Genomic DNA, 15,396 nt, shown 5'->3' with positions numbered 1-15,396 from the left:
GTGAATCAGCTGGCGTTTTCGGTCGTGCCTGCAGAACAGCGCAGCTTGCCCGAACCCATTGCGCTGACTTCGCAGGTCGCGCTGCCGGTCACCGAGACGTCACCCGAGCCGACGATGCTGGCTTCGACGCGGCCGTCCGAAGCGAAGGCGGCATTGCCCGAGCCGGCGATCGTGATGTCGGCGCGTTCGACCTTGAGGCCTTCCATCTTGCCCGAACCCGAACCGGCAACGGTCATGTCGAGACGGTCTGCGGTGCCCGAGCCTTCGAAATCGCCCGATCCGGCGATCGTCATGTCGAGCTTTTCCGCATCCATGCGGGCGACCTTGGCGGTGCCCGAACCAGCGATGGTGACCTCGGCGCTGCCGGTCATCTCGTCGGCTTCCATCGTGCCCGAACCGGCCAGGACCATGGCGGTCAGGCTGGGTACGGTGACGCGAACGGTTGCGCTGCCGAGGCCCTTGCCGCTGTTCTTCTCGCGCGAGATGGCGAGCGAGGAGTCCTCGCGGTGGAAACGCAGCGCCGCGACGGCGTCATCATCGCCGGAAACGTCGATATCGAAGGTCTCGCCCGTGTTGATGATCACGGTATCTGGGCCCGCGAGGATGATTTCGGTCGGTGCATCGCCGCCACGATCGAGTTCGGCCAGCGGTACGCCCTTGCCGTCACCGATCTGCATGTCGACGTTGCAGCCTGTCAGCATGGCGCTCGCAGCAAGCGCGGCGACCGGAGCGAGGCCTTTCAGAAGCTTGTGAATCATAAGTCTCATCCCTTTGAATCCTGGCGCGAGCTCCTGCCCGCCGTATTGGCGATATAATACAGCATTGGACCGACTTCAACCCAAAGCAAAAGGGCCGCCCCCTGCGGAGCGGCCCCTTCGTCGAGTGCCGATGGCTGTTAGGCGATCAGGCGTCCTCTTCCTCGTTGTTGTAATACTGCGGAGCGTGCTCGCGCAGCACGTCGAGAATCTTTTCGAGAGCGGTCGGCTCGTCGGTCTTTTCCATCGCAGCGAGTTCGCGTGCGAGGCGGCTCGAGGCCGCTTCGAAGATCTGGCGCTCCGAATAGCTCTGTTCGGGCTGGTCATCGGGGCGGAAAAGGTCGCGGGTCACTTCGGCGATCAGGACGATTTCGCCCGAGTTGATCTTCGCTTCGTATTCCTGCGCGCGGCGGCTCCACATGGTGCGCTTAACCTTGGGCTTGCCCTTCAGCGTTTCCATGGCTTCCTTGAGCGTCTTGTCGGAGGACAGCTTGCGCATGCCGATCGATTCGACCTTGTTGACCGGAACGCGGAGCGTCATGCGCTCCTTCTCGAAACGGAGGACATAGAGATCGAGCTGCATGCCGGCGATTTCCTCGCTCTGGAGCTCGATGACACGGCCAACGCCGTGCTTGGGGTAAACAACGTAATCGCCAACGTCGAAGGCGTCCGCCTTGCTCGCCATGCATCAATCCTTTCGTCGGGGCCGGGGGAGGCAACGCCAAAGAAAGCCGTGGCCGCACGCCGTCTGACGGTGTGCAGTCTGGTTCCGATGGTGGTGTTGCGGCTGGTACGGCCCTTTCAATTCTCACATCTACACCGGTTCAGGCCGGGGCAGTTGTTGCATTATATAGCACAGCAGGCGGAATATTGCGAGTCTTCGCAGTTTAAGGCACCTTGCTGGCCTTACCGCTTCCTTTCACGGCCGCGAGTTCGGCACCCAGCAAGAGCATCATCGCGCTGGCATAGAACCAGGTGATCAGGACCACGACGGCGCCGAGCGAGCCATAAGTCGCGTTGTAGCTGCCGAAATTGGCGGCATAGAAAGCAAAGGCGGCGGTCGCGGCTATCCAGCCAAGCGCAAACAGGATCGCTCCGGGCCAGATTGAAATCCATTCAGGTGCAGGCTTGTTGGGCACGAAGCGGTAGAGGAGGGCGGCTCCGAGCGTCGCGGCGCCTGCGAGCACCGCGAAGCTGATGAGCCCGCCGACCGGGCCGGAAATAACTGCCAGCGCGGCGCTACCGCCTCCTATGGCGATGAGGACCACGATCGCCGCTATGGTGATTGCAAGGGCGACAAGGTTGCCGCGCACGAATCCGCGCATCTCGCCGACATTGAAGGCGATATTGAGCCCCGTCATCAATGCCTGCGCAGCTCCGCGGGCACCAACCAGCGCGACGAGGAGCGAAACGGCTAGCCCAAACCCCTTCGCACCATCCGCGCCCTCGCTGACATTGCGCAACTGCTCGCCGATCAGTTCGGCAGCTGCGGCAGGAAGGTTTTCGGACAGCGAGCGGATGTGGCCTGCCACCGTCTCGGGGTCCGCAAACACGCCATAGGCGAGAACCAGCGCGCCCAGCGCAGGTACGAGCGCCAGCAGCGCATAATGGGCGATGCCCGCGGCAATCAACGAGATATTGTCGTCGCTACCCGCGACCCAGGCGGCCTTGAGGTCGGCAAGCACCGGAAAGGGCTATCAGTCGCCTTCGCCGGGTTCGGGCGAGAAGTACTTCTCGAACTTGCCTTCTTCGCCCTTGTGCTCGTCGGCATCTGCGGGCGGTTCCTTCTGGCCGGTGATGTTCGGCCATTCGGCGCTGAACTTGGTGTTCAGCTCAAGCCACTTTTCGAGATTGTCCTCGGTATCGGGCAGGATTGCCTCGGCCGGACATTCGGGTTCGCACACTCCGCAATCGATGCATTCGGAAGGATTGATGACGAGCATGTTCTCGCCCTCGTAGAAGCAGTCAACCGGGCAGACCTCGACGCAGTCGGTGTATTTGCATTTGATGCAGGCGTCGGTGACGACATAGGTCATTGGGCGTGTTTCCCCTGAGTGGTAGGTGTTTCTGCGCTGCTATGGCTAATCATGCACCGGGGTCAAGTTCCCGATAACATTCTTGCGCCTCGCGCGGCGGCCCGCGCCGCTCCGGCAGCGAGAGAACCTCGACGAGGTGCACCGTCTTGCCAAGCGGCAGGGTGAGGACATCGCCCGCGGCGATATCGCGGCTGGCGCGTAGTACGCGCTCTCCATTGAGGCGGATGTGACCCTCGTCGACCAGCTTGCGTGCGGCGCTGCGGGTGCGCACGAAGCGCAGGAAGCAGAGCAGGCGGTCGATCCGCAAGCCTCAGCCCTGCTTGATCAGGTCCGCGAGGCCGGCAAAGGCGCTGCCCTCGCGTGGCTTCTGCTCGGAGCGGGGCTTGCCGCGCTGCTGCTTGCGCCGCGAAGGGCGCCATTCCCAGCTATCTGGGCGCGGTGGGCCGAAGGCGCCTTCCGCAAGTGGCCTTGCGCGCTGGACGCGGAAGCCCGCCTGTCCGAGCAAGCGCTCGGCGTTCTTCTCTTCCAGCCCGATCGAGATCGGCAGGCTCAGGTCTAGGGTGAACTGGCGGCTCTTGCCGGCCTTTGAGCGCGCCTCGTGCGCGGCGCGGAAGATCTTCTCGGCCAGGTCGAGGCGGATCGCCTGTGTCCCGGCATGGCGATAGCCGGCGGGCAGCTTCTTGGCGTCGGGGATGACCGGCAGCATCGCCTCCTGCAGCGGGCGGCGATCGGTGCCGAGCGCGCTCAGCAGCTGGCGGGGTGCCGGCTTGAGCAGGAGCGGCGCAAAGATGTCCAGCGCGCCGAAAGTGACGCCGATCTTGCGCAGGAATGGGCGCATTTCCTTGGGCAGATGCTCGATCCCCGCCTTCTCGCGGGTCACGAAGCCATGACCGGCGATGAGGTTGAGCAGCAGCGCGCGCGCCTGGCTGCCTGCCTCGGGATTGGCCGAGGCGATATGCATCTTGCGCAGGGGCTCGAGCGGTTCGAGTTTCTTGTCGAGCCATGCATCGAGCGCATCGAGCAATGTTTTCTTGGCGTTATCGGGCAGGGCGGAGATTTCACGCGAAGGTTCGAGCACGGGCTTCACCTGCCCGTCCCGCGGCGAGAGCTTTGCCAGCATCTGGCCGTTCCAGCGGATCGCCCCCCGCGACAGCTCGACGTCAGCCATGTCCGAAGCCGCCAGCGCCTCGGCCTTCTCGCCCAGGATGCGGGGCAGCGCCTTCTCGGCTGCGGCGAGCAGCATCTTGCGGTCGGCGTGGTTGGCGGCAGGGTCGACTTCGAAGCGGAAGCCCTCGACCTTGCCGAGTGCCTCGTCCTCGACGAGCAGTGTGCCGTCCTCGGCGAGCGTGATCGGGAGCATGGAGGCATCCTGTCCCAGCGATTTCATCAAAATGGCAGTCCTTCGGTTGACGAATCTTTCGGTGAGCCGCGCATGGAGCGCGTCCGACAATTTGGCTTCGACCCCGCGGGCGCGTGACGCCATTTCGTCGCGGGCGAGCACCCAGTCGGGCCGCTGGCAGATATAGGCCCAGCTGCGAATCGCAGCGATGCGGCCCTGCAGCGTATCGATATCGCCGCTGACATTGTCGAGTTCGGATATGCGAGCGGCAACATAGTCCGCCCCGATATACCCTGAACGCAGGTCCTGCCACAGGCGCGCGACGAAGCGGGCATGGACGTCGGGGCCGCGCGCGCGAAAATCGGGCAGCGAGCAAGCCTCCCAGAAGCGCCGGACCTGCCCCGAGCCGCGGATCGTCTCGGCGAGCGGCTCCTCGGCAAGGCGCTTCAGCGTGGCGAGGTCGATCGCTTCGGGGGCGAGGCGCAGCGCCTCGTGCTCGGGCGGGCGTTCGAGGTCGGCGATGAGCGTGGAAAGCGTATCGAAGCGTGGCTCCGGCTCGCGCCAGAAGAGCTTGGTGATCGGAGCGAAGCGGTGTTCCTCGATCGCGTAGATCTCTTCCTCGGTGAATTCGGGCGCAGGGCCCGTTTTGCCACCGCCACCTGCAAGCGTGCCGAAGGTGCCGTCTCGTTGGTGGCGGCCCGCGCGGCCTGCAATCTGTGCCATTTCAGCAGGTTGCAGCCGCCTCATGCGAACGCCGTCGAACTTTGTCAGCCCGGCGAAAGCGACGTGGTTGACGTCCAGGTTGAGTCCCATGCCGATGGCATCGGTGGCGACAATATAGTCCACCTCACCATTCTGGAACAATTCGACCTGCTTGTTGCGCGTTTCCGGTGAAAGCGCACCCATGACCACTGCAGCCCCGCCGCGGAAACGCCGAAGCATTTCGGCGACCGCGTATACCTGTTCCGCACTGAAGGCGACAATCGCGCTTCTCGGGGGCAGGCGTGAGAGCTTGCGCGGGCCGATTTGGGTGAGGGTGGAGAAGCGCGGCCGCTCGGAGGTCTCGGCGCCTGGCACCAGTGCCTCGACCATCGGCGCGAGCGTCGCTGCGCCCAGCAGCATGGTTTCCTCGCGGCCGCGCGTGTTGAGCAGGCGGTCGGTGAAGACGTGCCCGCGCTCGCGGTCGGCGGAAAGCTGCGCCTCGTCCAGCGCCACGAAGGCCCGCTCATTCGATGCGCGCGGCATCGCCTCGACGGTGCAGCAGAGGTAACGGGCGCCCTCGGGCTCGATCCGCTGCTCGCCGGTGATCAGCGCGACATTCTTCTCGCCCTTGATCGCGACCACGCGGTCGTAGACCTCGCGCGCCAGCAGCCGCAGCGGGAAGCCGATAGCCCCGCTCGAGTGTGCGCACATCCGCTCGATGGCGAGATGGGTCTTGCCGGTATTGGTGGGCCCGAGGACCGCCTTGATGCTGGCGTCGTTCACTGCAGCCTAGGTGGCAGCGCGCAAGGCCCAGTGCAACCGCTGGTCTCCCGCAAGTGCCGGACAACCGCTTCCTATGTCCGAGCAGTGCTGTCCGTTAATTCGCCCTTTACTTTGTTTCCTTATGGATTCACGTCATTCATGCAGATGGATCGAACGCCAAGGCACAGGATGGTGCCGGCCGGTCCGCGGCGGAGGGAATTTTGGTGGATCAGTCCAGCAAGGACCAGACCCAGCAGTATTCGATGGCATTCGAAGCAGCGGGCCACGCGCCTGCCGGCGATGAATCGCGCAATCCCTCCTCGGCCATTCGCCAGCTTCGCGAAAAGGCCTACGCACGCATAGAAGCTCTCGATATCGCGCCCGACCTCGGCTCGGACATCGGCTCGCGCCGCTGGTTCCGCGGCCTCGGCACCTTCGTCGGCCTATCTGTGGTTGCGCTGGCGTTCTGGCCCGACTTCGCCCCGCTCGAAGCAGCTTCGCCGCTGCCCGACGACGCCGAAGTACGCGGCGAATACCGCAGTCACATGATCACGCCGCTCGGCCTCGGCGCCGATACCGGTCGCCGAATGGGACCGACCGCGCTGGTCCGTCCGCTCGCCGAAGCGCCCGAACGCCCGCAGATGCAGATGCTGGCGACGCTCGGTCGCGGCGACAGCCTCGACCGCACGCTGCGCCGTGCAGGCGTCAGCCGCGAGGAAGCCGACGAGGTCGCATCGCTGATCGGTAGGGCCGTCGACCTCGAGGATATCGAACCGGGCACGCAGATCGACATCACCCTCGGACGCCGCCCAGCCCCGGGCGAAAGTCGCCCGCTCGACCAGCTCAACCTGCGCGCGCGTTTCGACCTCGAACTCAAGGTCGCACGTCTCGACGAAGAAGGCCCGCTCGCGCTCACCCGCCGCCTCATCCGCGTCGACGAGACCCCGCTGCGCATCCGCGGCACCGTGGGCGACAGCCTCTACCGCTCGGCGCGCGCCGCCGGAGCCCCCGCGAGCGCGATCCAGGCCTACCTCAAGGCGGTCGGCCAGGAAGTGAACCTCCAGCGCGACGTGCGTTCGACCGACCAGTTCGATATGATCATCTCGCATCGCCGCGCCGCCACCGGCGAACGCCAGGCAGGCCAGCTTTTGTTTGCAGGTCTCGAGCGCGGATCGCGCAACGGCGTGCAGCTGATGCGCTGGGGCAAGAACGGCGAGTTCTACAGCGCCGATGGCGAAGGCGAGGAAAAGGGCGGCCTGATGGCACCCGTGCCCGGCCCGATGAGTTCGCGCTACGGCATGCGCCGCCACCCGATCCTCGGCTATCGCCGCATGCACGCAGGCGTCGATTTTCGCGCGCGTCATGGCACGCCGATCGTCGCCGTGACCGATGGCCGCGTGACCGGCGCTGGCCGGATGGGTGGTTGCGGCAACGCCGTGCGCCTGCGCCACGGCAACGGAATCGACACGCGCTACTGCCACATGAGCCGCATCTCGGTTCGTCGCGGTGAAAGCGTCCGACGCGGACAGGTGATCGGCTATGTTGGTTCGACCGGCCTGTCGACCGGCCCACACCTGCACTACGAGATGTACCGCGGCGGCAAGCACGTGAACCCGGCTTCGGTCAGCTTCGTCACGCGCCGCCAGCTCTCGGGCGAGGATCTCACCAAGTTCCGCGACACGCTGCAGAACCTCAAGAAGGTCGAAGAAGGCGCTGCGCTGGCTGATCTTTCCCCGACTGAAGCCGAAGCGGCGAGCGAAGAGCCCGCCCGCGAGATCGACAAGCTCGACCGGCCCCGCAAGATCGGCTGACCTGGCCCGATTGCTAAGCCCCGCGCTTTGCGGCAAGGCTTCGGTCCATGACCAATGCAAGCTATCCTGCGACCCGCATGCGCCGCACTCGCGCCCACGGCTGGAGCCGTGCGATGCACCGCGAAACCGTGCTCACGCCCGCGGACCTGATCTGGCCTCTCTTCGTGACAAGCGGGAGCGGCGTGGAAGAACCCGTCGCCAGCCTGCCCGGCGTATCGCGCTGGTCGGTCGACGGGATTGCGAAGCGCGCAAAGGAAGCGGTCGAGCTCGGCATTCCCTGCGTCGCCCTGTTCCCGAACACTCCCGCGGACAAGCGCGGCGACAAGGGCGACGAGGCGCTCAATCCGGACAATCTCATGTGCCAGGCGATTAAGGCCGTGCGCGATGCATGCGGCAAGGACGTCGGCATTCTCACCGACGTCGCGCTCGATCCCTATACCAGCCACGGGCAGGACGGGCTGATCGACGATCACGGCTATGTCCTCAATGACGACACGGTGGCAGTACTCGTCGACCAGGCGCTGAACCAGGCGCAGGCAGGTGCGGATATCATCGCGCCTTCGGACATGATGGATGGCCGCGTAAAATCGATCCGCATGGCATTGGAAATGAACGATTTTCCCAATGCGCAGATTATGGCTTATGCGGCGAAATACGCCTCCGCCTTCTACGGTCCGTTTCGTGACGCCGTGGGCTCGGGCGGCCTGCTGAAGGGTGACAAGAAGAGCTACCAGATGGACCCGGCGAATGCCGACGAGGCGCTGCGCGAGATCGCGCTCGACATCGCCGAGGGCGCCGACAGCGTGATGGTGAAGCCGGGCCTTGCCTATCTCGACGTCATCTGGCGTGCGAAGGAGGCCTTCGGCGTGCCCGTCTTCGCCTATCAGGTCAGCGGCGAATATGCGCTGATCGAGGCCGGGGCCGCGGCAGGCGTTGCCGACCGGGAGGCGCTGCTCATGGAAAAGCTGGTCGCCTTCAAGCGCGCCGGATGTTCCGGCGTGCTGACCTATCATGCGCCGCTCGCCGCGCGCGTGTTGAATGGCTGAGTTCCGCCACGAGACCGACAGGGTGGTCCTGCGCGACTGGCGCGATGAAGACTGGCCGCGCTTCTGGGAAGGCACGAACACGCCCGCCGTCATGCAGTGGCTCGGCGGTGTTTGCGACGAGCCCAAGCGGCAGGGCGCGCAGGACAGGTTGCTCGGATACAAGCGCGATCACGGCCACACGTTCTGGCTCGTCGAACGCAAGGAAGATGGTGCCGTGCTCGGTTTCTGCGGCCTCAAGCGCTGCAACCAGGAGGGCGGACCGGTCGGAGAGATGGAAGTCGGCTGGCGCCTGCGCGAAGATGCCTGGGGCAAGGGTTATGCAAAGGAAGCCGCCATCGCTTCGCTCGACCTCGCCTTCGACCGGTTTGGCGCCGAGCAGGTGGTTGCGCTGACTGTTAAGGGGAACGGTCCGAGCTGGGGCCTGATGGAGCGGCTCGGCATGAAACACCGACCTGATCTCGACTTCGAGGATGCGAGCTGGGACGTCGATGATCCCCTCATCATCGTCTATTCGATCGACCGCGCAGCATGGAAAACCCAGCGTGGCTGACATCATTGCCGAAACCGACCGGCTGATCCTGCGCACGATCAAGGAAAGCGACGCGGCCGAACAGTACCGGGTGCTCAACACGCAGGCGGTCATGGCGCGGCTGGGCGGACCCAAGGAACTGCACGAGATCGAAGCGAAGCATGCCAAGGCAATGCAGTGGTATGCGACGCGCGGCTTCAGCTTCCTGATGCTGGTCGAGAAAGCGACCGGCGAACTGGTCGGCCACGCGGGGATCAAGCTGGTCGATAACCCGCTCGCGCCCAACCAGGGCGATCACGAGATCGGCTGGCTCATCCGCCAGGACCGTTGGCGGCTTGGGCTTGCCGAAGAAGCGGTGCGCGCCGTGCTGGAATGGGCATTTGGCCGGGTCGATGCCTCATATGTCGTGGCGCTGACGAGTGAAGCCAATGTGCCAAGCTGGAAGCTGATGGAAAAACTCGGCATGGTGCGGCGCGAAGACCTCGATTTCGACGATCCGGACTATCCGCCCGAGGATCGCCGCACGATCCAGTATTCGCTCACAAAAGAGCAATGGGGGAGCCAGAAATGACCACACGTCCCGGCGTCAACATCGTCCCGATCCACGGCAAGACGCCGCAGATCCACGAGAGCGCCTTCATTGCGCCCGGCTGCACGATCATCGGCGACGTCACGATCGGCGCTGGAAGCTCGATCTGGTACAATTGCGTGCTACGTGCCGACGTCAGCCGCATCGTCATCGGCGAGCGCAGCAATGTGCAGGACGGCAGCGTGCTCCATTGCGACCCGCCGCGCCCGGGCGATCCGGAGGGAAGTCCGCTCATCATCGGTGACGACGTTCTGATCGGTCACATGGCCATGGTGCATGGCTGCACGATTCACGACCGCGGTTTCGTCGGCCTCGGCGCCATCGCGATGAACAAGGCAGTCATCGGCTCCGACGCCATGCTGGCGGCGGGCGCGATGCTTACCGAAGGCAAGGTCATGGGCGAGCGCGAGCTATGGGGCGGACGTCCCGCGCGCAAGATGCGCGATCTCGACGACAATGCCGTTGCCGGCATGCGCATCGGCACCGCGCATTACGCGGAGAACGCCAAGCACCATGCCGAGGCCGTCGCAGCGGCGCTGGGCGAGTAAAGCCTCTTCAGCCCGCAGGCTGGCGCAGATATTTGAACATGTAGCCGACGAAATCGGCTTTCCCGATCTCCAGCCCCTCGCTGCGCAGGATCGCATAGGCGGTGGTGGCGTGGAAGTAGAACTGCGGCACGGCCCAGTCGCGCACGTATTCGCCTGCGGTCAGGTCGAACGCCATGCCGTTCGGGATGACCATCTCGATGGCATCGTCCTCGCCGACAAAGTCCTGCTGCGACCACCCCTCGATATCGGATTTGCAGGCCGCGACCATCTCGCGCGCTTCGGCGATGGTTTCGGGGTCCTCCTCGCGCGAGGTGAAGTCGAGCCCGATAAGGCGCGCCATGGCCTCGCCGGGCATATTGCATAGGAAGCGCACCTGGGTTGAAAGCGGCAGCATGTCGTCGGCGAGCTTCGCGCCGAGCAGCGCCTCGCCCTTCTCGTGCGCGGCCGCCTTGGCCAGCAATCCGTCGAGCGTCCCCAGCATGTTGAGGTGCGCGTTTACGATCAAATCCTTGTGGGTCATTCGTGTCTCCCGTGTGCCGCCAAGGGTTAGCGGCTGGGAGCATGCCGTCAATCTGCGATGAGGGTGCGCAGGGCGTCGATCCGATCGGCTTCGTGCGGCGGCTTGTCCCACCGAATGCGGTGGATACGCGGGAAGCGCATGGCGAGACCCGACTTGTGGCGCTTGCTCTCGTGCACGCTGTCGAAAGCCACTTCAAAGACGAGTTTCTTCTCGGTTTCGCGCACCGGCCCGAAGCGGTTGATGGTGTTCTGGCGCACGTGGCGATCGATTTTCTTCAGCTCCTCATCGGTGAAGCCCGAGTAGGCCTTGCCGACGGGCAGCAGGTCCGCGCCCTTGTCGGGATCGCCGTTCCAGCAGCCGAAAGTGTAGTCGGAGAAGAAGCTCGACCGCTTGCCGCTGCCCCGCTGTGCATACATCAGCACGCAGTCGACCAGCAGCGGGTCGCGCTTCCACTTGTACCAGTATCCCACGCGGCGCCCGGCAATGTAGGGGCTGTCCTTGCGCTTGAGCATCAGTCCCTCGATGGCGTCCTCGCGGCTGCCTTCGCGGATCCTGGAAAGGTGTTCGAAATCAGATGCTTCGACTACGGAGCTGATATCGAAATGCGAAACCGGCAAGCGTGACGCCAGTGCTTCGAGCCGCTCGCGCCGTGTGGTCCAGGGCTGCGGGCGCAGGTCTTCGCCTTCGAGCAGCAGGACGTCGTAGAGGCGCACGAAGGCCGGATACTCGGCGAGCATCTTTTTCGAGACGGTCTTGCGCCCGAGCCGCTGCTGGAGCGCGTTGAAACTCGCCGCGCCGCCCGCCTCGCCGCCCTGCGTGCTGCCGCGCACCAGCAGTTCGCCGTCGAGCACGGCGTTCATCGGAAGCACGTCGAGCAATTCGGGGAAGGTGGCCGAAATATCGTCGCCCGAACGAGAATAGAGCCGCGTTTCACCGCCGGCGCGCACCAGTTGCACGCGAATGCCGTCCCATTTCCACTCGGCGGCATAGTCATTGAGTTCCACAACCGTCTCTTCGAGCGGGTGAGCGAGCATGAAGGGGCGGAAGGTGGGCAGGTTCTCGATATCGGGCGGATCTTCGCCGTCCGCCGCCCAGGCGAATAATTCGGGGTAGGGCGGCTTCAGCCCGTGCCAGTACTCCTCGACCTCGTCGACCGAGACGTCGAAGGCTTGCGCGAATGCCGTCTTGGCGAGGCGCGAGGAGACGCCGATCCGCATTCCGCCCGTGGCCAGCTTGAGCAGCGCGTAGCGCCCCGAGGCATCGAGCCGGTCCATCAGCAGCGGCAATTCGGTGAGGACCGTTTTTCGATTCATGGCGTCAAGCAGGCCGACCGTCTCGCTGACCGATGGTGGGGAGGGCGGTTCCTCAGGGGCGGGCCAAAGCAGGCTGGCGGTTTCCGCCGTATCGCCCACGAAGTCGCGGCTCAGCGTCCACAGCACCGGGTCGATCCGGTCCTTCAAGAGGTTGCGGATGGTCGAGCTCTTCACAGCGGGAAAGTCGAGCCCGTCGGACAGCGCCGCTAAGGCCCAGCCACGGTCGGGATCGGGCGTCGCTTGCAAATACTCCGCGATCAGTCGCAGTTTTTCGTTGCGGCTGCGCGTGTAGACCAGCGCGTCGATCAGGGCGGCGAACTCTTCCACGCCTAGTCGTCCTCGTCCTCGTAGCCGACCAGAGCCAGCGCGCGGGCGCGGCGCTGGTGGAGCTGGCACCACCGCAGCAGCGCATCCTCGCGGCCATGGGTGATCCAGTTCTCATGCGCGTCGACCTCCAGAATCGTACGCGTGAGTTCGCCCCAGTCGGCATGGTCGGAGATGACCAGCGGAAGCTCGACATTGCGCTGGCGCGCCCGCTGGCGGATGCGCATCCAGCCGCTGGCCATGGCGGTGATCGGGTCGGGCAGACGGCGGCTCCAGCGGTCGTTGAGCGCCGACGGCGGGCAAACGACGATCGCTCCGCGCATGTCATCCTTCTCGTGATCGGCAACCAGCCTCAACTCGCCGAGGTCGACTCCATGCTCTTCATAGAGGCGACACATCTTCTCCATCGCGCCATGGAGGTAGATCGGCTCCTTATGGCCCGCGCGGCGCAGCTCCGCGATCACGCGCTGCGCCTTGCCGAGCGCATAGGCGCCGACGAGCACGCAGCGATCGGGATGGGCCCGCAATCGGTCGAGCAGCTTGGCCATCTCCTCCTCGATCGGCGGATGGCAGAAAACCGGCAGGCCGAAGGTCGCCTCGGTGATGAAGATATCGCACTTCTGCACCTCGAAGGGCGGGCAGGTCGGGTCTTCGCGTCGCTTGTAGTCACCGGTGACGATCACGCGCTCGCCCGCATGCTCGAGCAGGATCTGCGCGCTGCCGAGCACATGGCCCGCCGGGATATAGGTCGCATCGACACCGCCCTTGAGGCGGATGGTCTCGCCATATTCGACCGGCGTTGCGCCCTCGCGCGTGTTGTAGCGCAGCTCCATGATCGCCAGCGTCTCGGGCGTCGCCACGGTCTCGCCATGCCCGCCGCGCGCATGGTCGGCATGGCCATGCGTCACCAGCGCCTTGTCGACCGCGCGTGAGGGATCGACCCAGCAATCGGCCGGCTCGATATAGATCCCGTGCGGTTCGGGCTTTATCCAGGAAAATGGCGCGCGCATCCCCGTCTCAACGGCGGGGGCGCGCGCAAGTTTCCTATTCGGCTCCGGAGTCGGTCCGGTACTTGTCGAACCATGCGACCACGGCTGAGGTCTTCGCCCCAAGCTGGCTCGGCGACATGGTCGTATCGCCGTGGCTGCCGCCGGGCGTCACGAGCAGCGCCGCGTCGACCCCGCGCAGTTTGAGCGCACCGTAGAACTGCTCTGCCTCGAAGCGCGGGGTGCGGTAATCCTCATCTGCGACGAGCACGAGCGTGGGCGTGTTGATCTTGTCGGCTGCCGCCAGCGGCGAGCGCGCCCAGTATCCTTCCGGGTTCTCCCAGGGCATGCCCTTCATCCAGTAGCGCGCAAAGAAGGGATAGGCATCGGCCGCGAGCGCCATCGTCGTCCAGTTGATGACCGGCTTGTTCGAGGCCGCAGCAGCAAAGCGATCGGTCTTGCCTACCAGCCAGGCGGTGAGGATGCCGCCGCCCGAGCCGCCGGTCACGAAGAGGTTGTCGGAATCGGCATAGCCCGCTGCCACTGCCGCATCGACCGCGGCGAGCAGCTCGACATCGTTGGGTTCGGGATAGGTGCCGTCGATGCCGCCGAGGAACTCGGAACCGTAGCCCGACGAGCCGCTGGGATTGGTGAAGAGCACGGCGTATCCGGCGCTCGCGTAGATCTGATAGTCGCTCGCGAAATGCGCGCCATATGCGGCGTGCGGGCCGCCATGGATCTCTAGGATCATGGGCACGCGCGTTCCCTCCACATAACCGGGCGGCAGGAGGATCCAGCTCGGGATATCCGTGCCATCGGGCATGGTGACAGCAATTTCGCGGGTCTCGCCGAGCTGCTTGCCCGAGAGGAACACCTCGTTCAGCCGGGTGAGCTGCACCGAACGGTTGCCGCGCAGCACCGAGACATCGGCAGGCCGCGTCGCACTTCCGGAAGTGAAGGCGAGACCGCCGCGATCCGATACCGACCACTGCCCGCCGACATAAGGGCGGGTGTAGGCCGGGCTGGCGATGCGCGCGGGCAGCGGATCGACCGAACCGGAGGTGGAGACTCGTGCCACGCGGTAGACGCCTTCGTCCTCATATCCCGCGAAAATGCCCGCCTCGGTCCATTCGAGGCTGTCGAAACTGCGGTCGAAACCGGCGGCGATCCGGCGATGGTTGGTCCCGTCGGCATCCATCAAGTAGAGGCCTGCCATATGGGCATCGCGGCCCTCGTCGTCGAAGCCGAGATAGGCGATCCGGCGCCCGTCGGGGCTGACCTGCGGCGAGGCATCCATGCCATCGCGTGTGGTGAGTTCGCGGATCGCGCCGCTAGCGATGTCGATCGCGTAAACCTCGGTGTCGAGGCCGGCGAGCTCCCAGTTCTCGTCGCGATTGCCGCTGATGAGGAGCGCGCTGCCGTCGGGCATCCATTCAATGGGGCCATCGTGGTTGCGGTCGCCGAAGGTCAACTGGCGCGGCGCACCGCCCGTGGCCGAGACGAGGAAGACCTGCGTGTAGCCGGGCTTGAGATAGCCGGCGCCGTCGAAGCGATAGGTCACCGCATCCGTGATCGCGGGCGGCGCCTTCCACTGCGCGCCTTCCGGCTTGCTGGCGGGCTTGCCGAGCGAGACGGGCTTGCCGGGCACGCGCGCGGTATAGGCGATCATCGTGCCGTCGGGCGACCAGCTAAGGCTGCCCGGGCTTTCGGGCAGGGCGGTGATGTTCGCGCTCTCGCCGCTGGCCATCCAACGCACATGCAGTTCGGGTCCTCCGCCGCTTTCGGTCGAGACATAGGCGAGCCGCGAGCCGTCGGGCGACCAGCGCGGTGCAAAATGCGCTCCTGCGCCCGTAACCAGCGGGGTCTGCGCACCGCTGGAAGTATCGACCATCCAGATCGAGCTGACTGCCGCATCGGTCATGATGTCGTTGGCGCGCCTGACATAGGCGACCTGCCTGCCATCGGGGCTGATCTGCGGATCGGCGGCCACCGTCAGTCCGAACAAGTCGTCGACGGTGAAGTGCCGGTCGTTCGCGTCCTGGGCGTAAGCCGGTGCCGCGATGCCGAGTGAGAGAGCCAGAACGATGGCTTTGCGCATGAAAAAACCTCCCCTGCAGGTGCGGGGGAGGTTCAATC

At 65.1% G+C, this 15,396-nt stretch carries 15 protein-coding genes; 5 read left to right on the top strand and 10 right to left on the bottom strand.

The features are described 5' to 3' along the window. Positions 1 to 5: 5 nt before the first annotated feature. The 6 genes from ACZ1G8_RS05865 to ACZ1G8_RS05840 all read right to left on the bottom strand — a co-directional run bounded on the left by ACZ1G8_RS05865 (position 6) and on the right by ACZ1G8_RS05840 (position 5,615). Positions 6 to 767 (bottom strand): head GIN domain-containing protein, encoded by a 762-nt coding sequence (locus ACZ1G8_RS05865; RefSeq protein WP_472680939.1) that lies wholly within the window; start codon positions 765 to 767, stop codon positions 6 to 8. A 136-nt stretch (positions 768 to 903) separates the two neighbouring features. Next, a complete protein-coding gene (locus ACZ1G8_RS05860) occupies positions 904 to 1,440 on the bottom strand; it encodes a CarD family transcriptional regulator (protein WP_221427309.1) in 537 nt (178 codons plus the stop codon). 202 nt (positions 1,441 to 1,642) lie between these two features. Continuing rightward, positions 1,643 to 2,440: a YihY/virulence factor BrkB family protein gene (locus ACZ1G8_RS05855; RefSeq protein WP_472680938.1), complete on the bottom strand. Its 798-nt coding sequence runs from the start codon at positions 2,438 to 2,440 to the stop codon at positions 1,643 to 1,645. 12 nt (positions 2,441 to 2,452) lie between these two features. Next, complete coding sequence (gene fdxA, locus ACZ1G8_RS05850; RefSeq protein WP_221427310.1) at positions 2,453 to 2,791, bottom strand: ferredoxin FdxA; 339 nt, start codon at positions 2,789 to 2,791, stop codon at positions 2,453 to 2,455. Positions 2,792 to 2,840: 49 nt separating this feature from the next. Beyond that, positions 2,841 to 3,098, bottom strand: a complete 258-nt coding sequence (locus ACZ1G8_RS05845) for an RNA-binding S4 domain-containing protein (protein WP_472680937.1) — start codon at positions 3,096 to 3,098, stop codon at positions 2,841 to 2,843. 3 nt (positions 3,099 to 3,101) lie between these two features. After that, the gene (locus ACZ1G8_RS05840) at positions 3,102 to 5,615 is read right to left on the bottom strand and encodes a helicase-related protein (protein WP_472680936.1); all 2,514 of its coding nucleotides are present in this window, start codon (positions 5,613 to 5,615) and stop codon (positions 3,102 to 3,104) included. A gap of 242 nt (positions 5,616 to 5,857) precedes the next feature. On the opposite strand from ACZ1G8_RS05840, the gene ACZ1G8_RS05835 reads away from it, so the two are divergent. The 5 genes from ACZ1G8_RS05835 to ACZ1G8_RS05815 are packed head-to-tail and all read left to right on the top strand — an operon-like array spanning position 5,858 to position 10,117. Next, positions 5,858 to 7,405 (top strand): peptidoglycan DD-metalloendopeptidase family protein, encoded by a 1,548-nt coding sequence (locus ACZ1G8_RS05835; protein WP_472681205.1) that lies wholly within the window; start codon positions 5,858 to 5,860, stop codon positions 7,403 to 7,405. Between the two features lie 47 nt (positions 7,406 to 7,452). Then, complete coding sequence (gene hemB, locus ACZ1G8_RS05830) at positions 7,453 to 8,451, top strand: porphobilinogen synthase (protein WP_472680934.1); 999 nt, start codon at positions 7,453 to 7,455, stop codon at positions 8,449 to 8,451. Next, positions 8,444 to 9,001, top strand: coding sequence for a GNAT family N-acetyltransferase (locus tag ACZ1G8_RS05825; protein WP_472680932.1), 558 nt, complete (start codon positions 8,444 to 8,446; stop codon positions 8,999 to 9,001). Before hemB ends, ACZ1G8_RS05825 begins: the two co-directional genes overlap by 8 nt. Continuing rightward, on the top strand, positions 8,994 to 9,551 hold the full coding sequence (locus ACZ1G8_RS05820) for a GNAT family N-acetyltransferase (RefSeq protein ID WP_472680931.1): 558 nt from the start codon (positions 8,994 to 8,996) through the stop codon (positions 9,549 to 9,551). Before ACZ1G8_RS05825 ends, ACZ1G8_RS05820 begins: the two co-directional genes overlap by 8 nt. After that, positions 9,548 to 10,117, top strand: coding sequence for a gamma carbonic anhydrase family protein (locus ACZ1G8_RS05815; RefSeq protein ID WP_472680929.1), 570 nt, complete (start codon positions 9,548 to 9,550; stop codon positions 10,115 to 10,117). Before ACZ1G8_RS05820 ends, ACZ1G8_RS05815 begins: the two co-directional genes overlap by 4 nt. A 7-nt stretch (positions 10,118 to 10,124) precedes the next feature. Here the strand turns inward: ACZ1G8_RS05815 and ACZ1G8_RS05810 are convergent, their stop codons facing one another. From ACZ1G8_RS05810 to ACZ1G8_RS05795, 4 genes are read right to left on the bottom strand one after another with little or no spacing between them, the layout of a single operon-like run. Next, positions 10,125 to 10,637, bottom strand: coding sequence for a DUF1993 domain-containing protein (locus ACZ1G8_RS05810; RefSeq protein ID WP_472680927.1), 513 nt, complete (start codon positions 10,635 to 10,637; stop codon positions 10,125 to 10,127). Between the two features lie 47 nt (positions 10,638 to 10,684). Beyond that, positions 10,685 to 12,277, bottom strand: a complete 1,593-nt coding sequence (locus tag ACZ1G8_RS05805; RefSeq protein WP_472680926.1) for a cisplatin damage response ATP-dependent DNA ligase — start codon at positions 12,275 to 12,277, stop codon at positions 10,685 to 10,687. Between the two features lie 2 nt (positions 12,278 to 12,279). After that, positions 12,280 to 13,284, bottom strand: a complete 1,005-nt coding sequence (locus ACZ1G8_RS05800; RefSeq protein ID WP_472680925.1) for a ligase-associated DNA damage response exonuclease — start codon at positions 13,282 to 13,284, stop codon at positions 12,280 to 12,282. A 34-nt stretch (positions 13,285 to 13,318) separates the two neighbouring features. Continuing rightward, positions 13,319 to 15,358, bottom strand: coding sequence for a prolyl oligopeptidase family serine peptidase (locus tag ACZ1G8_RS05795; RefSeq protein ID WP_472680923.1), 2,040 nt, complete (start codon positions 15,356 to 15,358; stop codon positions 13,319 to 13,321). Between the last annotated feature and the right edge of the window lie 38 nt (positions 15,359 to 15,396).

This window comes from Qipengyuania sp. BR81-2 (genome assembly GCF_055693895.1).
Note: the sequence above shows the minus strand (reverse complement) of the source record. Positions and strands in the feature narration are given on the sequence as shown.